The 19,371-nt window shown below is 40.4% G+C and carries 13 protein-coding genes; 7 read left to right on the top strand and 6 right to left on the bottom strand.

Features of this window, described 5'->3' with window-relative positions; translation table 11 throughout:
• Positions 1–422: 422 nt before the first annotated feature.
• Positions 423–1,790 carry an NAD(P)/FAD-dependent oxidoreductase gene (locus tag AC5590_RS08410; RefSeq protein ID WP_169263612.1) on the bottom strand — a complete coding sequence of 456 codons (1,368 nt, stop codon included), beginning with the start codon at positions 1,788–1,790 and terminating at the stop codon, positions 423–425.
• A 512-nt stretch (positions 1,791–2,302) separates the two neighbouring features.
• Between AC5590_RS08410 and AC5590_RS08405 the strand changes: the two genes are divergently transcribed.
• The 6 genes from AC5590_RS08405 (at position 2,303) to AC5590_RS08380 (ending at position 10,776) form a co-directional block, all read left to right on the top strand.
• A complete protein-coding gene (locus AC5590_RS08405; RefSeq protein WP_169263611.1) occupies positions 2,303–3,004 on the top strand; it encodes a helix-turn-helix domain-containing protein in 702 nt (233 codons plus the stop codon).
• Positions 2,928–5,663, top strand: coding sequence for a peptidase domain-containing ABC transporter (locus AC5590_RS08400; RefSeq protein ID WP_169263610.1), 2,736 nt, complete (start codon positions 2,928–2,930; stop codon positions 5,661–5,663). The genes AC5590_RS08405 and AC5590_RS08400 overlap by 77 nt, the downstream gene beginning before the upstream one ends.
• 157 nt (positions 5,664–5,820) lie before the next feature.
• Positions 5,821–7,371 (top strand): beta-barrel domain-containing protein, encoded by a 1,551-nt coding sequence (locus tag AC5590_RS08395; RefSeq protein WP_169263609.1) that lies wholly within the window; start codon positions 5,821–5,823, stop codon positions 7,369–7,371.
• Positions 7,372–7,415: 44 nt separating this feature from the next.
• On the top strand, positions 7,416–8,150 hold the full coding sequence (locus AC5590_RS08390) for a peptidylprolyl isomerase (RefSeq protein WP_169263608.1): 735 nt from the start codon (positions 7,416–7,418) through the stop codon (positions 8,148–8,150).
• Positions 8,151–8,964: 814 nt separating this feature from the next.
• The gene (locus tag AC5590_RS08385; protein ID WP_169263607.1) at positions 8,965–9,210 is read left to right on the top strand and encodes a hypothetical protein; all 246 of its coding nucleotides are present in this window, start codon (positions 8,965–8,967) and stop codon (positions 9,208–9,210) included.
• Positions 9,211–9,759: 549 nt separating this feature from the next.
• Complete coding sequence (locus AC5590_RS08380; protein WP_169263606.1) at positions 9,760–10,776, top strand: ThiF family adenylyltransferase; 1,017 nt, start codon at positions 9,760–9,762, stop codon at positions 10,774–10,776.
• 122 nt (positions 10,777–10,898) lie between these two features.
• Here the strand turns inward: AC5590_RS08380 and AC5590_RS08375 are convergent, their stop codons facing one another.
• Positions 10,899–12,164 (bottom strand): tetratricopeptide repeat protein, encoded by a 1,266-nt coding sequence (locus tag AC5590_RS08375; protein WP_169263605.1) that lies wholly within the window; start codon positions 12,162–12,164, stop codon positions 10,899–10,901.
• A gap of 117 nt (positions 12,165–12,281) precedes the next feature.
• On the opposite strand from AC5590_RS08375, the gene sfsA reads away from it, so the two are divergent.
• The gene (gene sfsA / locus AC5590_RS08370; protein ID WP_169263604.1) at positions 12,282–13,127 is read left to right on the top strand and encodes a DNA/RNA nuclease SfsA; all 846 of its coding nucleotides are present in this window, start codon (positions 12,282–12,284) and stop codon (positions 13,125–13,127) included.
• Here the strand turns inward: sfsA and AC5590_RS08365 are convergent.
• The 4 genes from AC5590_RS08365 to hisG form a co-directional block, all read right to left on the bottom strand.
• Entirely contained in the window at positions 13,087–15,327 is a 2,241-nt protein-coding gene (locus AC5590_RS08365; RefSeq protein WP_211178305.1) for a hybrid sensor histidine kinase/response regulator, read from the bottom strand. The two genes, sfsA and AC5590_RS08365, sit on opposite strands and share 41 nt — an antisense overlap.
• 20 nt (positions 15,328–15,347) lie before the next feature.
• Positions 15,348–15,773: a response regulator gene (locus AC5590_RS08360; RefSeq protein WP_169263603.1), complete on the bottom strand. Its 426-nt coding sequence runs from the start codon at positions 15,771–15,773 to the stop codon at positions 15,348–15,350.
• Positions 15,774–15,787: 14 nt separating this feature from the next.
• A complete protein-coding gene (locus AC5590_RS08355) occupies positions 15,788–18,313 on the bottom strand; it encodes a GAF domain-containing protein (RefSeq protein ID WP_169263602.1) in 2,526 nt (841 codons plus the stop codon).
• A 342-nt stretch (positions 18,314–18,655) separates the two neighbouring features.
• Complete coding sequence (hisG, locus tag AC5590_RS08350; RefSeq protein ID WP_169263601.1) at positions 18,656–19,306, bottom strand: ATP phosphoribosyltransferase; 651 nt, start codon at positions 19,304–19,306, stop codon at positions 18,656–18,658.
• Positions 19,307–19,371: the final 65 nt, after the last annotated feature.

Raw genomic sequence — 19,371 nt, 5'->3', positions numbered from 1 at the left:
CAACCGACAAACCTTACTTTTCACGGGATCTGGAAAACCTCGCTTCCATTCCTCTCTCCTGCATTAGCGAAGCGGCGCGTCAGCGCGGAGAGAGGCTTTGAATTCTCCCCCTTCCCGCAAAAAAAGTTTTTCCGCTTCCCTCTCCTTTTAGGAGAGGGTTAGGGAGAGGTGGGAAGGGGGCTGGGGGGTTAGGTTTTGCGTTGGTTTTTCCACATGACGTGAAAAGTCAGGCTGACAAACCCGCCGTAAATCATTAATAAAATATAGCAGTCCGAAATCATTTGTAAACAACAAGATCCCCGACTTCTTAAAAGTTGTCGGGGATCTGTGTCTCTCAATTTATGCGCTACGCGCAGCCACTTTCACACAAATCAAATAGGATTGCTATAAGTAAGTCGGCACAAATAAATCGAACGTACTTTTCAAACTCCTACCTTGTAAGTGTCTTGCATTTTTCTAGTGGTCGAAGGAACATCGTTGGTAACAGTTTTCGCATCTTCAAAAGCTTCTCTGCCTGTAATCAATCTAGAGCGACGACTACGAGTCAGATAATTCCATGCCCACTGAAATACTACTAGTAATTTAGTGTCGAACTCGATTAAGAAGTAGATATGAACGACTAACCAAAATATCCAAGCAAGGAAACCTTGGAGTTTGATGAAGCTTAAATCTACAACAGCTAAATTTTTGCCAATCATCGCCAAACTACCTACGTCATTGTAACGAAATTGTGGTAGCGTTTTACCTTGAAGGCGTTTTTTAATGAGTTTAGCTACATACTCTCCTTCTTGTTTGGCTACGGGTGCAACACCAGGTAAGGGTTTTCCATCTTGATGAGAGAAGTTGCCTAAATCTCCGATGACAAAGATGTTTTTATAACCCTTTATCGTCAAGTCTGGTTCTACAATGACACGTCCGGAGCGATCGCACTCTACACCTGTGCGGTTTGCTAAAACTTGCCCCAAAGCGGAACCTTTCACACCTGCTGCCCATAATATAGTTTTTGAGGCAATTTCTTGAACTTGATCACCTTGCTTGAAAGTAACGATATCATTTTCAATATTTGTCACTCTGGTATTAGTTTGGGTATCCACACCCAACTTTTCCAAAGATACTTTTGCGACTTTTGATAACTTTGGTACCATATGAGGGAGGATGCGATCGCCACCTTGCAATAATAAAATCTTCGTTTCTGAGGTGTCGATGTTGCGGAAATCGTCGTTGAGAGTTTTGTATGCCAATTCTGAGATCGCACCTGCTAACTCTACACCAGTGGGACCCGCTCCGACAATCACAAAAGTCAACCAAGCACGGCGTAGTTCGGGATCACTTTCTTTTTCTGCGGCTTCAAATGCCGAAAATATCCGGCGACGTATTTCTATGGCGTCTTCAACAATTTTCAAGCCAGGAGCCAGTGGTCTCCAGTTATCGTGACCATAATAGGAATGGTTAGCACCTGTAGCAACAATTAATGTATCGTAGGGTATTATTCTATCACGCAGAATAACTTCTTTGGCTTCTGGGTCAATATCATTTACTTCTCCCAACAACACTTTTGTATTCTTGCTTTTCCTGAATACAGCTCGTAATGGTGAAGAGATATCAGAAGGTGATAGCGTACCTGTCGCAACTTGATATAAAAGCGGCTGAAATAAATGAAAGTTACGTTTATCAATAAGAGTAACATTGACATTCGCTTTGGCAAGAGTCTTTGCTGTATACAGTCCACCAAAGCCTCCACCAATGATTACAACGTTATGTAGTTCATTATTTTCATGTACAACTACCATAAAAACTATTTCCTTTTGTTAAGGGCTTGTAAATTTTCTTAACAAAACTCTACCAAAGGTCGAATAAAGGCTGCCGTTTATTTGTAGCTTTTGAAGAAATACTAAAAGTAGTCAAAATTACAGCAATTAAAGCCGGTAGCTGATATATACGGACGTGTGAATCTGAGACAGGTCTGACTTTTCACGGGATGTGGAAAAGGGAAAGTGGTTCGCGAATATCGTTTTTAGTACTTATCTTGTAAAGAGTTTACATATATTTGAGCCACATTCTTAAACTTTTTGCATAGAAAATATCAATGTTAAATCTTTTATAAACAGATATTAAAGAGAATAACAACAACATAACTTTTAAGTGTTATCACTGAGTTTTAATTTGAAAAAAGTTTCTTAAATAAGTATTACTAGCATTGGCTGCTGATGAGCACTTATATGACTTTTTGTACAAATGTTAGCAAAATCACGTGTGTCTATAACGTAAACCATTTGACAATAAACAGCTATATTTTACAGATATGTCACACTATCAAGGTAAATTTGATACCAATCACCCAACAGTGACTCATGGTAAGTTTTTGACAATGTTTCAATGCAAACTTTTGCAAAAAAGTCTACAGCAAGATTTACCTGAGTTATACCGCCAGCGTATCCAGATTATGTTGCTGGTAGATGAGGGGAAATCCCAAACGGAAATTTGTCGAACTTTAGGGTGTTCTCCAGCAACAGCAAGGCATTGGACGCATATAGCGCGTACAGGTATGGCGCACCAATGGCAGGATTGTCCAATTGGTCGTCCAATGGCTGTGAATGACGAATATTTGCAGCGTTTGCAGCAACTAGTCAACGATAGTCCTCGTGATTACGGCTATTCTTTTCAACGTTGGACAGCAAACTGGCTGAGAAAACATTTGGCAAAAGAATTTGGAGTTGAGATAAGCGATCGCCATATTCTTCGCCTACTCAAACAAATGGGGTTATCTACTAAACCACAACCGAAAAATGCTGACAAAGACACGGATAAGAGTGACTTTGCCAAGAGTTCAAAAATTTTAATTCGTGACCTCAATTCGGCTAATCCGCCGGATAGCACTGAATTATTGCCTCTTAATCTCACAAAATTAGGGACTGATTCAGATATCTATGGCGCACAATCCAACACAAGCGCACTTGCTTTCTCTACAACAGTTGAACAATGCTCTAGGATATCCTCTTTCTGAACAAGAGTTTCAACGTTGTCTTCAGGCGGCTAAAATTCTTAATCCAAAAGTCGGAAAATTCTGGCAAGGAAACCACGTTGAACCTGGCATCTATATTGTTGTTGCTGGGAAGGTAAGGTTGCTAAACGACGCAGAAGAATTGATCGTCTCCTTGGAGGTGGGTGCGTCGTTTGGCGAATTTACTTTATTTCCTGAGTCTGATTTTCAGCCTTACAAAGCTAGGGCTGCTTTGAATTTACAAGTGTGCTTTATCCCAAAAGAGGTGCTGCTACCACTTATGGCTAAACACCCACAAATTCGGGAACACTTACACACCCAAGTGCAAACGCGCAACTCCCGACTTTTGGGGAGAAATGATTCTCAAACAACAAATGTAGACAAACCATATCCTAAGATAAATGTTTCCTCAACATCAGCAGTACAACCAAAGCAAGGGAAAAGGATAAGCAAAGCTTACTTCCCCAATCCTACGCAACGAGTTGGGCATTTTTGGCAACGGATGATTCGGCGCTATCCGTTTTTTGCCCAACAAAGTGCATCTGACTGCGGTGCAGCTTGTTTGGTGATGGTATCTCGTTATTGGGGGAAACGCTTCAGTATCAACCGCGTCCGGGATATTGCTAATGTTGACCGCAGTGGCGCGTCGTTGCGCGGGTTATCGGCGGCTGCGGAAAGTCTTGGATTTGGTACTCGACCTGTAAAAGCGAGTCTTGACCAGTTGGGGAAGCAAAAACTACCTGCCATTGTCCACTGGGAAGGCAAGCACTACATCGTTCTCTATGAAATTGGTCCAAGAAAAGTCGTAGTAGCAGATCCCGCCATTGGTCAACGTACCCTCAGCCATGCGGAATTTAAAGCAAAATGGACTGGCTACGCGCTGCTGCTGCAACCCACAGTCTTATTAAAGGATGCCAAAGAAACGACAACTGCTTTTTGGCAATTCTTTGAGTTGATCAAGCCCCACTCTGTTGTCATGCTAGAAGTGCTTGTCGCTTCTATATTTATCCAGATATTTGGACTTGTTACTCCCTTATTTACCCAATTAATTTTGGATCGAGTGGTGGTGCAGCGATCGCAAGTCACCTTAACGGCGGTGGGGTTAGGGTTGCTGATTTTTAGCCTGTTTCGTGTCGCGATTGTGGGTTTGCGACAATATCTGCTGTTCCATACGGCAAATAAGCTAGATGTGGCATTAATTGTGGGGTTTATTCGCCACACTTTGCGACTTCCGATGAGTTTTTTTGAATCCCGTTATGTTGGGGATATCATCTCTCGTGTACAAGAAAACCGCAAAATCCAACGCTTCCTTTCCGGTGACGCTTTGTCTATCCTACTGGACTTCCTGACAGTTTTTATCTATGTAGGATTGATGTTTTGGTATAGCTGGAAAATGGCATTGCTGGCGTTGGTGATCATACCGCCTTTTTTCTTGCTGGCGTTGATTGCGACACCTTTTTTACAAAAGATTTCCAGAGAAATCTTTCATGCTGTGACCAATGAAAGTAGTTACCTGATTGAAATCATGACTGGCGTGCGGACGGTGAAATCCACCGCAGTCGAACAAACAGTGCGTTGGCATTGGGAGGAGTTATTACATAAGGAGGTAAAAACTAACTTCTCCGGGCAAGTTATCAGCAATTTATTACAACTATTTAGCAATACAATTCAAGCTGTCGCAACTACCGTCTTGCTATGGTTTGGAGCATCCTTGGTGATTCAAAACCAATTAACCATTGGGCAATTGGTCGCATTTAATATGTTATTGGGAAATATTATTTCACCCTTCCAACGATTAACAGTGTTATGGAATCAATTACAGGAAGTGGTAATTGCAACCGAACGCATTAATGATGTGTTGGATGCAGAACCTGAAGAAGATTTGCAGCATGAACTGCGGCAATCACTATCAGAACTTCATGGACAAATTCGCTTTGATAATGTTACTTTTCGCTATCACAAAGAAAGTGAAACGAATATTCTAGAAAACCTCAACTTTGAAATACAACCAGGGCAAATGGTGGCGCTGGTGGGACGTAGTGGTTCGGGAAAGACGACGATTTCCAAGTTGGTTTTAGGGTTATATCCTCTAACAGATGGTCGCATCTTGATTGATGGACTAGATATTACGAGTATTTCCCTACGTTCCTTACGTTCCTGTGTGGGAGTTGTTGATCAAGACACTTTTTTGTTTGGCAGCACGATTCGAGAAAATATCAGTTTAGGACATTCGGGAGCAACTTTAGAAGAGGTTATAGAAGCAGCAAATTTGGCAGGTGCTGATGAGTTTATTAAAAAGTTGCCAATGGGCTATGAAACCCAAATTGGTGAAGGTGGAGGTTTGTTGTCTGGTGGACAGCGCCAGCGGATTGCGATCGCCAGAGCATTATTAGGTAATCCCCGCTTATTAATTTTCGACGAGGCGACTTCCCATCTAGATACAGAATCAGAACGAATTATTCAAAGGAACTTGAATACAATCCTTAAAGGGCGAACCGCTTTAGTCATTGCTCACCGCCTCTCAACAATACGAAATGCAGATTTGATTTTGGTTTTAGACAAAGGTGTGTTGATTGAAAGTGGAACTCACGAAGCATTAATGGCAAAGCGGGGACATTATTTCTACCTCAATCAACAACAGCAGCTGAACATGGCGGCGTGAGGGGACAAGGAAGAGCGCTTGGGTTGCAGGGAGCAGGGAGCAGAGAGCAGGGAGCAGGGAGCAGAGAGCAGGGAGCAGGGGAGTAAATTGACTATATTACTCTTCCTCATCTCCCCATTTTCAGCTGCCAAAATCCAAAACTTTGTAAGGAGAAATCATGACAAATACGTTAAATGGAAAAGTTCACACTCACAACATCCAGGAGAGTAAAAACTATCAAGAAATTCTCAATTCTCAAACATCAGTTCAGCCAACTGATAAGGTAACTGATAAACCAAAGGATGATTGGTCTGAGGTCACTCAGGATTTACTTGATAGCTTACCTCATGTTTGGACGAGAGGATTACTATATTTTCTGTTGAGTTTTTCGGCGATCGTTTTGCCTTGGACGATGTTGTTTAAAGTTGATGAAACAGGCACTGCTAGAGGAAGACTTGAGCCGAAGGGTAAGACAGTTAACTTAGATACTCTTGTTACTGGAACTGTTGCCAAAATTCCGGTTAAAGAAGGTGAATTAGTCAAAGCTGGGGAACCTGTGTTGATATTGGATTCTGAATTAGTTAAAACAGAGTTGCATCAAGGAAAAGATAAATTGCAAGGTCAGTTAAATCGCCTGTCGCAGTTGAATGTTTTGAAAAAGCAGTTAGTTGTCGCTTTGACAACTCAGCAACAACAAAATCAAGCACAAGAGTTAGAAAAACAAGCTCAAGTTGAGCAGGCGCAGCAGAATTTGAGTGCTTTGCAAAACTCTTATGAATTACAAAAACAAGAAAAACTGACACAAGTCAACCAGGCAAGACAAACTGTTGAGTCTAGTCAAACAGCTAGTAAGTTTGTAGAGAGTAGTTTAACCAGCACTCAGCAGGAATTGGAACGCTATAAACAGTTAAGTAAAGAAGGGATTATTGCAGAAGTTAATGTTGTACAAAAACAAGACATGACAAATGAAAAGCAAAAGTTGCTTGCACAAAGTCAATCAGACATTGAGCAAGCAAAACTACGCTTGACAGAACAACAAAGTAATTATCAGCAGACTATTCGCAAAGCAAAATCTGAGATTGAGCAGGCTGACTTACGCCTGAAGGAACAGCAAAGAAGTTATCTGACTTTGACTCATTCTGGTAAGCTAGCTATCTTAAAAAGTCAAGAACAAGTCAATAATCTAGAAACAGAAATAACTACTTTGAAGTCAGATATTGCTCAAAGTAAAAGTCAAATTCAAACTTTACAGCTACAGTTAGGGCAAAGAGTCTTAAAATCACCTGTCGCAGGTAGAGTGTTTCAGTTACCAATACAAAGGGCTGGGGCTGTTGTGCAGTCAGGAACAATGGTTGCAGAAATTGCTCCAGAAGGTGCGCCTTTAGTTATTCGGGCACAGATAGCAACAGCCGAGAGTGGTTCATTGCAGAAAAAAATGCCAGTAAAGCTAAAGTTTGATGCTTATCCATTCCAGGATTATGGAGTTGTAGAAGGAGAGTTGGTGGAAATTTCTCCTACAACAACAGAGGTAGAAACAGCTAATGGGAAGGTAGCAGCTTATAACTTAGAAATTGCCCTTAAACACAATTGTATTCCTAAGGGAGATAAATGTATTTCCTTGCGTCCAGGCGATACAGCGACAGCTGAGGTGATTGTACGACAACGTCGAATTATTGATTTTCTGCTCGATCCATTCCAGCAGTTACAGCAAGGAAATTTTAAATTGTAGAGAGTACTAGGTTTAAGTTTGTTTACTTAACTGGAATAAATATTATGTTAAAGACTGTTACTATTACTAGTGAAGATATTCTTCAACAAGTCAAGCTATCTTGTAAAACTCCTGAGATTCTCCAAGAAATTATCACCCGTAAAATTGTTGTAGCTGCTACTGAGGAGATTGGCATTGAGGTAGAAGATCAAGCACTCCAGAAAACTGCAGATACATTGCGATTCATTAATCACCTTAAAAGTGCTGAACAGACATGGCTATGGCTACAAAAGCATCACCTTTCTATAGATGATTTTGAAAAAATCGCATATAACAACTTCATTTATGGAGAGTTGGCAAAACATCTCTTTGCAGATAAAATTGAACCCTATTTCTTTGAAAATCAACTAGACTATGTTGGTGCAGTCATATACGAACTAGTCTTAGATGACGAAGATTTAGCAATAGAGCTTTATTACACCATAAAAGAAGGTGAAATGAGTTTTTATGATGTTGCTCACACATATATCCAAGACACAGAGTTACGCCGAAAATGCGGATATCGGGGAATAGTACATCGTAAAGATTTAAAGCCAGAAATTTCTGCTGCTGTCTTTGCTGCTAAGCCACCTCAGCTTCTCAAACCAATTGTGACGTCTTCAGGAATAAATTTAATTCTTGTGGAAGAAATAGTTCAACCAGAATTAGATGAGAAGTTACGTAACCAAATCATTGCAGATTATTTTTCAGAGTGGGTTAAACAACAAATCTATCAGATGGAAATCATTCCAGATTTTTAATCATACAACAAAGTGATTCCTAGTTCTGGCGACTGGCAAATTTTGATTTAATAAAGTTCCTGCATCTTTTTTATTAAGATGCAGGATGTTCTCTGTTATAGGTTTAACTTTATCTTGCCTTCTCCTGTTTACTATACTCTACTATTTACTCTGGTTTTTCAAGGTTGGAATGACTACTAAAAAGACAAAAAGGATGCAGTTATATTTCTTATATAGGAATTCGGTTTGATTTATGTTAGCTTGCGTGGCGGAGCCATACTAACTCGTGGGGGTGCTTAACGCTTAACGCTTAACAGAAAAAATACTGTTGGGGGTATACCTAGGTTTCACAAAAATTAAATAGGAGTTTTATATATTTTTGAACCAAATACTTATCTGAGTAGCACATAACTAAAACAATTGTGTCTATTTTTTGGGGTCATCCCGATTTTTCAAAAACAGAATGACAGATATAGGGCTACGAATTTGTGCAATGTGGTTTAAATAGGTAGGTACAAAATATCAGTTCAGCAATAACTGCATCAGTTATGTCAGTTCTATCTATACTTTGCAGTTGATTTACATCTTAATTTTATATACACGTATAACTTGTTATGACTCCAACTCCTCTAATTCGGCGTTTTTTGACTAGTTAGCCCATAGCTAATTAAATTAGTGCTAATTTCAATCAAAGCGAAAATGTAACTATTCTGTCCAAAAGCCTAGTTAAAAATACTTGAATCATATGAGTTTATTACTTAAGCTGGTAATCAGCAATAAAACATTTCTGTTTTGTTGAAAAACACAAATAATTCTTACTTAGAGGTAAATTAAAATGGCTCACATTACTTTTGGAAATCTAGAATCTGCTAACGCTGATTTGTTTTTTGAGAATCCTGAAAGTTTCATCACCGAATTAGGTGCTGACGAAACTGGTAAAATTCAAGGTGGATTACTAGATAATATCAGTCTACTAAATGGTAATACTGTAGGAGTTGCTGCACCAATTAACTTATTGGGTAACCAGGGCGGTGATAATGATGGTATTGACAATAAAGTAACATATCCTGTGCGATACTAAGAACCTGAGACGTTGCTTAACAGGTAACGCTTGACAACATAGATACAAGCTGAATCTAAGCTAACTGCAAATTTCATTACTGAACTTACTTGCTTGTAGTCTGTCCAATGTTCTAAAAAATTGTGTCAAAAAAACTGTATTCAGTTAAGTACGAATACTTGCTCGGCTCTAAAACATCAATTCAATAATTCAGAATAGTAATCGGAAGATGGAGATTTTAGTATTCCCTTTTCTAATATCTACTGGCTGAAGTCTATAAACTTGGCATTATTAAATTGATGTTTCAGACGACACAAAGAATACTTGTGAGGACTATGTAAGCGCACTTTTTGCTTGAGTTGGGAGTCAGATAATCGATATCCTTACTCCCACTTCTTACTTCCGAATGAATTGTCACCATAACTGCCATTAGCCAAACTACTAGAGAATAGCCAAAGTCATTTTTCTATTGGCTTTGGCTATTCTCTGTAAAATTTATTCCTCGGCAATTACTATCAAATAATTTTCTGGATAAAGTTGCATTTTTTGTCTTTCCATATATGGGTAAGTATGAACATATTGAAGAAATACCAAGATGGAATAGCCTTGAAGCCTAGTATATATTTATTTTTTCCATCAAAACAGAAAACATTACTAACAAATGGTCAACAGTCTTTTGTACTATCTAACATTCCTCAAGAGGTAGTGCAAGCATTAAAGCAAATGGTTGTAGGAACACAACTTAATACATTAGCATGTTTACTACCAGGGGATAGACTTGAAAAAGTTATCTCACTTTTGGATTCTAAGGGTGTCGTAAGACCTTTATACACAAACGAATTTAAAGAAACACCCTTCGAGAAGCAAGTCGAATTTTTTTCAGATTTCGTTGACGATCCCAATGCTGCACAACAAAAGCTTTCAAAACAGTCTGTGTGTATCATTGGTTGTGGTGGAGGTGGAAATATTGCAGTTCAACATCTGGTAGCTGCTGGCATTAAAAACTTTATATTGCTCGATGATGATACTGTGAATATAACAAACTTTAACCGTCAGTTTTGTTTTAGTCAGACTGATCTTGGTACACCGAAGGTTGAAGCACTACGCAATTATATTTTAGCGAGAAACTCTGATACAAAAATCCATACTCGTAAAATCAGGATCAATTCAATCGAAGATTTATACACAGGTTTAAAAGACTTAGAAAAGCCAGATTTTATTTTGTGTTGTGCTGACACACCACCAATTACTATTGGGTCATGGATAGTACAGTATTGCATACAGGAAAATGTACCATGTATGTTCTCAGGTGTGGGAGTTTATCATGGCATCGTAGGTCCATTATTGACTCACAAGAGCCATATGGAAAAGTTTCTTCAGCACAATAAAGAACTGGAAAAGGGGCTGGATGATAATTCTTCAACAGTTGTATCATCGTCAATTTCATATCTCAATACTTTGATAGCAACTTTGATGATTTCAGATGTAATCAAGTTTCTTTCAAGTATTAGTCAGCCGCTCTCTCTGAATGCGACTTTACAATATAATCCTAATAAAGGTAACCTGGTCAAAATTGCTGAATGGTAGAAAAAAACAGCACAAATAAGCGCTACTTACTTCTTGATATCTTATGGTGGCTCGTGGCTCAAGTCGATTACAATCAACTTGAGCCGTTAAATAAGAGTTTCAAGTCATAACACTCTCTCTACTTATCCGCGATCGCGTTCCCAATCACCAATGACTTTCTGCAAGTACCACTCCTCAGACATTCCAGGATAGTCATACTTCGCTTGATCAATCAATCTTTGCGCCATTTCCCAATATCCCCCAACCAATCTCAACAGACGTTGTCGTAGCAAGTTAGACTTTGCTTCTTTGGAGTTAGAACTGGGAGAGTGAATTTTATTGAGACTATCTAAAACTTGTTGGTAATTTTCCCAATCTTCTTTTTCACAAAACAGACTTGCTGCACGCTGATAATCTTCAACAGCACGTTCCATTTCTTCTAAGCAAGTGTAGGCAATGCCACGATTGTAGTAAGCTGTTGCATCATCGGGATTTATTTGCAATGCTTGGCTATAGTCGTTGATTGCACCAAGATAATACCCCATGACTCGATAGGCATTGCCTCTGGCAACATACAGCATTGCATCTTGGGGTTGCATTTGGAGTGCTTGATTGAAATCAGCGATCGCCCCTTGATGATCTCCCAAAGAAGAACGCGCTTTTCCTCGGTTGCGATAGACGATCGCATCCTCAAAATTCAGTCGCAGCGCTTGGTTGAAATCAGAGATCGCCTCCCGATAGTTACCCAACTTGCAACGCACCACCCCTCGACAACAGTAGGCTTGTGCATCCTGTGAATCAACCCGCAAAGCCCAGTTTAAATCCTCCATTGCTTCGCGCGTGTCGCCTTTTTCTGCTTTTTCTAGCAACTGCGTGAAATATTCTTTTTCGGATTTGAGTGGCGCAATGATCGGACTTGGTTGTACAAAAGCAGGTTTTTGCTTTGGTTGAAGCTGTTTAATTTTTTCTAGACACTGGCGACAATTCTCTGTGTCGTTTTGTTGCAAATATAATTCTGCTGCTTTTTTAAAGCTGGCGATCGCATCTTGAATATACCCTTGTTTACGGTGCACGATTCCCCGTAAATTATAAGCAGCCGCATAATTTACATTCAGACGAATAGCTTGCTCTACATCCGCAAGCGCCCCTGGCTGATTTTTCAGCGCCACTCGTGCTAAGGCGCGACAGTAATGAGCCTCTACACTTTGAGGGTTAAGTTTCAGCGCTTCTGTGAAGTCAGAAACAGCATTCAACATTTCTCCTAAATCATAGTATGCTAAACCCCGTTGATAGTAAGCTTCGGCAAAGTAAGGCGCTAGCTGCAAAGCACGGGTAAATTCCTCAATGGCTTCAGCATAGTCTTTTTGCTTGGCTCTTTCCAATCCTTTATTGTAAAATTCGTCATTCATGGCGTTTATTTGAACAATGAAGTCAGGATACAGGTTGAAAAGTGAAATACTTTAATCTTTACACTCATACTTAAATCTTCCGTTGACTCATTTCAAATTGTTAATAAAAATCACCAAATGACTAACGACTACCTTTACCGCTACCCACCTTTATATCCTGGTGTCTTGCTCAGACGCTACAAGCGATTTTTTGCTGATGTTGAACTTGCTTCTGGAGAAATTGTAACAGCCCACTGCCCGAATACAGGACCAATGACAGGAGTTTGTACTCCTGGTAGCGCAGTGCAGCTGTCTTACACTGATAATCCTAACCGCAAACTTCCCTATACCTGGGAAATGATCCAGGTACACGACAACGAACCTACATGGGTAGGTATAAATACAAATCTTCCCAATAGGATTATCAAATTAGCTTTAGAAACATACCTTTTTCCACAATTGGGAAACTATAGCCAAATTCGTCCTGAAGTTTCCTATGGAGAAAATAAATCAAGTCGGGTAGATTTCTTGTTATCTCCACATACAAACATCAACGTCCCATCTAGCGATTTGTTTTTAAAAAGTGATAATTTACTTTTAACAAAAAATCCTTGTCCTATATATCTCGAAGTCAAAAATACAACTTGGGCGCATGGGAAATTAGCACTATTTCCAGACACAGAAACAACGCGAGGACAAAAGCATTTGCGAGAACTGACAGCACTCTTACCTCAAAATCGTGCCGTTATGCTTTACTTTATAAATCGAAGCGATTGCACTGAATTTGCCCCTGGCGATAGTACTGATCCTGTATATGGTAAATTATTCAGGCTTGGTATCGAGCTTGGTTTAGAGATTTTGCCTTGTCGTTTTGAAGTTAACCCAGAAGGTGTGCGTTATTTAGGTTTAGCAGAATGCAAGTTTGGAACTGCTGTCTGTATTTCTACTGAAGAACCTGCTGTAAAGCGTGCAATAATTCCTTAACTGTGTAAGGCTTCGGTAGAAATGATTTGACATTATTGCCCACTGTAGGCAGTTTAGTGGTGAACATCAGTCCACTAGTAGCAAGAATTTTAACTTGTGGATTGATTTTTTCCAAAGTACGCATGACGGTTAAACCATCTAGCGCAGGTAGCATCATATCAATCAACACAGCACTAATTTCGTTCTTATGTTGAGCATATACGGCGATCGCCTCAATACCATCGCTCGCAGTCAGAATTTGATAGTTGTATGCTTCTAATGAAGCTTTGGTAATTTCTTGAATTGACGGTTCATCATCTACAATCAGAATAACTTCTCCATGTCCTGCAAGAATTTCTAATTCTTGTACCTGTTGTGTTTCGGTTCCCTGCACTGCTGGTAAGTAAACCTTAAAGTGTGTACCAGATCCCACCTCACTGCACACGTTGACAAAACCACCATGACTTTTGATAATACCCATAACAGTGGAAAGACCTAGTCCTGTTCCTTTACCTTGTTCTTTGGTTGTGAAAAATGGCTCGAAAATTCTATCGATGACTTCACGAGGAATACCAACTCCAGTATCTGAAACAGTTATGACTATGTAAGGTCCAGTTTTTGCCTCCAGATGCATTTGAGAATAGTATTCATCAATAAAAAAATTCTCAGCAGAGATAGTTAAAGTCCCATTGCCCGTCATAGCATCACGAGCATTGACACAAAGGTTCATTAACACCTGATGAAGTTGTGTCCCATCTCCAGAAACCATCCACAAATCTTTTGCTATTTCTGTGTAGACTTCGATGGATTTTGGAAATGTTTCTCTAAGAATTTTTGTGACTTCGCTGATCAGGTGTTTGGGTTGTAAAGTCATGCGCTTTCCTTCCACACCTCGCGCGAATGACAAAACCTGCTTGACGAGTTCAGCTCCTCGTTTGGCACTATTTTCTAGTATTTCTAGCAGGTGCTTATCTTGCTTGTAGACGTGAGGGAATTTTAGCGGTAATAATTGAGCCACTGCTAAAATTGGCGTGAGAATATTGTTCAAGTCATGAGCAATACCACTAGCCAAAGTGCCAAGACTTTCCAAACGTTGAGCGCGGAACAATTGCGCTTCCAAAAGTTTTTTCTCGGTAATATCTGTGTCAACAGTCAGAATAGACTTGGGGTTTCTGTTTTCATCACATACTAACGTCCGGCGGCTGGCTACAAGAACTTCTTTGCCATTTTTAGTTACTTTAGTAATCTCGCCTTGCCACTTTCCTTTGCTCATAACAATCGAAAGAGCAGCGTCCATTTCTGATGACTGTTCCTTGTACAAAAGTTGATTAGCATTTTTACCAATCACCTCTTGAGCTTGCCATCCGTAAAGATTTTCTGCACCTTGACTCCAGAATATAATGCAGTTATTTAAATCTCGCACAAAAATTGCATCAGTCGTGACATTAAGCAAAGCCGCTTGTTGGCGAATTTGTTCAAGAGCAAGTTTACGTTCACTAATATCGATGCTAGCGCCGGTGATACCTACGATTTCTTGCGACTCATTGCGTAATGGTTCTACAGTTAAGTCGTAATATCGTTTTCCTTGAGCGGTTTCGATAGAAACTTCCTCTCTAGTTCCTATACCTGTGGTAAGTACACCACGTTTAATACTTGTGAAACGTTCAGCATCTTCTGCACAAATCAAATCGCAATCTTGTTTGCCTATCATTTCCTCAGGTGTAGAGCCAAGATTGGCATTGTAAACCCAGGTGTAGCGTAACTCTTTATCCTGGTTAAAAACAATAATTGGCGAATTTTTTAGGGCAACCCGAAATCGCTCCTCACTTTGTCGCAATGCTTCCTCTGTTCGCTGACGCTCAATAGCATAGCGCATTGAGCGCACTAGTAAGTCACCATTAACTTGTCCCTTAACTAAATAATCTTGCGCTCCCTGTTGCATAGCTTTAATTGCCAAGGTTTCATCATTAAAACCTGTCAGCACAATAATGGGAATGGCTGGAGCTTGATGATGGATTTTAATAAATGTTTCTAATCCTTGACTATCGGGAAGTAAAAGGTCTAGCAAAATGACATCAAAGCTTTCTTGCTCCAAAAAGCGCAGCGCTTCGTCCAGTTGCTCCGCCTGCTTCAAGTAGAACTTTACAGAAGTAACATCTTGTAAAAACTCTTCTAAAAGAACGACATCACCAGGATTGTCTTCTACTAATAAAATTTTCATTATTTTATTGATTCGTTTCTTCACTCCGGTGGTAGCTTGACAACAGTGAACCAAAAATTTTCTATTGAATGTACTATTTTGACAAACTGATCAAAATCAACAGGTTTCGTAACATAGCAGTTAGCACAGAGGTTGTAAGCCTTTAAGACATCTTCCTCAGCTCTAGATGTTGTCAAAACAACTACGGGAATACGTTTAAGGGTATGATCTGCTTTAATTTCTTCTAGCACCTCCCTTCCATCTTTTCTAGGCAGGTTTAAATCAAGCAGGATGATATTAGGAGTGGGTACCTGAGTATAGTTTTCCTGTTTGCGTAAGAATGCTATGGCTTCTACGCCATCCACCACGACATTCAAGTTCACGGAAATTTTGCTGTCTTCGAGAGCTATCTGGGTTAATCGCACATCGCCAGGGTTGTCTTCCACTAGCAAAATCTCAATAGGCATGATTGATTCAAAGCTCACAATTTGTTTTCTGCTGTATCAGGAATTGTAAAGAAGAAAGTTGTACCATGTTGCGGTTGTGACTTCACCCAGATATTTCCACCGTGGCGTTCTACAATTTTCTTACATATTGCAAGTCCAATGCCAGTACCAGGATACTTATTTCTAGTGTGTAAACGCTGAAAAATCACAAAAATACGCTCTAAGTATTGAAATTCTATACCTATTCCATTATCACACACAGCAAATTGCCATCTTTCCTCTATACGTTCAACCCCAATATGAATTTGAGGTGGCTGTTGACTACGGAATTTGATGGCATTGCTAATGAGGTTTTGAAACAACTGCGACAGTTGGGTAGCATCCACCATCACTTTGGGTAAAGTATCGTAGGTGACGACAGCGTTACTTTCTTCAAGAGCAACTTTGAGATTTGCTAGAACGCAATTGACAATACAATGACAATCCACAAGCCCAAAAGATTGAGCACGTGTGCTAACACGGGAATAGCTCAACAAGTCATTGATAAGTGTCTGCATTCGATGTGCACCGTCTACAGCGTAACCAATGAACTCATTAGCCCTAGCATCAAGATTATCCTTGTATCGTCGCTCTAAAAGTTGCAAGTAACTCCCCACCATTCGCAATGGCTCTTGCAAATCATGAGAAGCAACGTAGGCAAATTGTTCTAATTCGGCATTGGAACGAGCTAGTTCCTGACGTTGACGGGTTTCTTGTTGTAAAAGTTGTGCTTGAGATAGGGCAATGCCTATTTGGTCTGCGAGCTGTTGCAACAATTCAATTTCTACATTATTCCATTGTCGGGGGCACTCACAGTGATGAGCAATGAGTAAACCCCAGAGGTTTTCTCTTTGAAGAATTGGGACAACGAGGTTCGCTTTGACAGCAAATTGGGAAAGAAATTCTTTATGGCAAGGTTGGATGTTTGCTGTTTCAATGTTGGCTATCGCACTGATTGTCCCCCGACGATACGCTTCTTGATAATCTCGGGCAAAGCATGGATCAAGAATATTTTGTCCTAGTACAACCGGAAAACCAGGTAACACTGACTCTTGCACCACGGTTCCTGAACCATCTCCCCAGAATCTGAAGATAATAACTCTGTCTGCTTGTAGCAGTTTTTGAACTTCAATCACCGTGGTTTGTAGAATTGCCTCAATTTCTAAAGATTGACGAATTTTGAGGGTAATTTCGGCAAATAGTTGAGAACGCTTGGTTTGACGCTTGAATTCCTCTTCAGCTTGTTTACGAGCAGTGATGTCAAGTGTGACACCAATCATGCGAGTGGGATTACCCTCAGTATCATAAATTCCAGTACCTCGTGCCAATATCCAGTGAATGGTATCATCAGACCAGATACAGCGATACTCTGCCTCATAATCTTGGCGTTCCTCTAAAGCAAGTCTTACAGCTTCCTGCCTATAGGCGCGGTCTTCGGGATGAACGCGTTGCTGTAGCGTATCATAAGAAAGCTCAATTTCAGGCGGCAAACCAAAATTTGCCTTGCATTGGTTGGAGCAAGATAAGTCGCCTGTTTTCAAATCTAGCTCCCAAGAACCGAGTTTAGCAGTCTGCAATGCTAGCTTTAGATGTTGTTCGCGATCGCGTAAGGAAGCCTCAGTTCGCTTACGTTCAGTGATATCCCGTGTCACTGCTAACAAAGCAATGATGTCTTTCTCAGAATTACGCAGGGGAACGGCGTGGGTTTCCAGCCAGCGACGAGTGCCTTTAAGACCAATAATTTCAAACTCCAGTATTCCTGATTCGCCTTGAAAAACCTCCTGTGCAAGTGTTATGAAGGCTTGACAATACTCCGGGGCAATCAGGGGATAAACGCAGCTTCCCTGTACTTGATTGAGGGAATCAGCTTCAATCATCGCCAATCCAGCTGGATTCATTTCCAGTAGTGTGCCATCTTTGGCTAACAATTTGACACACTCTGGTTCTGACTCAATGATTGTACGGAGAAGATTTTCGCTGTGTGCCAGTTTTTCCTTCGTGCGTTTAAGTTCTTCAGCAAAATGGGATACCTCAGCCAAGTTACGCCTTAGCTCCAATTCACTAATCACTTGGCGAGCTAGTCCCCTAAGTGCTTCTACTTGTTTTTGGCTCAGTTTCCGTGGTACTTGGTCAATCACGCAAAGAGTGCCCACCATATCTCCCTTTGGAGTCATTAAGGGGATACCCGCATAAAACCGTACATAAGGATAAGATCTGACTACTGAATTGTTTGCTAACTTTTCATCAACCCAAGTATCAGAAACGACTACCACATCTCGTAGCTCTTGGCAAAGGTAAGATAATCCGACGCTACGAGGCATTTCTGGCACATCCAAACCTATTTTTGCTTTAAACCACTGGCGGTTTTCATCAATAAAATTGATCAGGACTATAGGAGCATCACAAATCAAGCCAGCTAACTGAGCAATATTGTCGTATGCTTCTTCAGGTTCAGTGTCAAGAATTTGATATTGGCGCAGGGCTTCAAGTCTTGCTGTTTCGTTATCAATCATGACAAGCATAAATCTTGATTAAATTTTTTGAAATTTAATGCTTTGAGCTTTCTATCACTAGACCTCTCCAAAAATGATTTTTAGTGCAAGCGCGGTAAAGGTTTTATAGCCATTTTTGGAGAGGTCTACTTAAAAAAGTAGCTTATTTCGATGAATGTGTGTTCAACTTTATTGTAAAATATACTACTTTTGATAGATGTGATATATAAAGCACATAGATTTAATCACAAAACTGCATGAATCCCTGGTAAAGAGATCTAGGTTAAACTGTAGCCAGAGCGATCGCCCGTATGTGCCTCTGCAATCTTCGATTGCAGCCCTGAACTCTGTTCAGGGGACTCACTGCGTGAGTCAGGCACAGGGCACGCCAAGGGCGATCGCTCGCAGTTTCTCAATCAATCCAAGCAAATCATCTGCATTCAAACGATAACTCAAAGGATGAGCAATCAATCTTGCCGTACTTTGATACAAAGTTTCAATTTCAACCAAACCATTTTCGCGTAAGGTTCGTCCTGTGGAAACCAAATCCACAATTGCTTCTGACATCCCTGTAATTGGACCTAGTTCCACAGAACCATACAGCGGTACAATTTCCACAGGTAAATCCAAACCGTGGAAATACTCTCGCGCACTATTGACATATTTTGAAGCAACTCGACCATGAGGTGGTAACTCCAACACGGAACGGTAAGCACTCTCTTGCTTCACCGCCACCGACATTCGACAATGACCAAACTCCAAGTCAACTAAGTGGGCTACTTGTGGCTTTTTCTCGCGCAACACGTCATATCCAACGATACCAAGTTGTGCCTGACCATATTCTACATATACTGGCACATCCTGCGCTCGCACTAGCAACCCTTTGGCTTTGCCACTAGAGTCAGAAATCTGAAGTTGGCGGTTACTTGAATCCAAAAAAGCACTAAAATCCAATCCCACATCTTGCAGAATCCGGATGCTATTTTTAAGAAGTTCCCCTTTCGGCAATGCAATAGTCAGCATAAGTAGCACTTCATCATCAGCAATCAGCAAAATAATAATATCTGATAGCTAAGTACAATAGCTTG

This window comes from Brasilonema octagenarum UFV-OR1, assembly GCF_963888615.1.
GTDB classification, from domain to species: Bacteria; Cyanobacteriota; Cyanobacteriia; order Cyanobacteriales; family Nostocaceae; genus Brasilonema; species Brasilonema sennae.
This window is presented reverse-complemented; position numbering and strand designations above follow the sequence as displayed.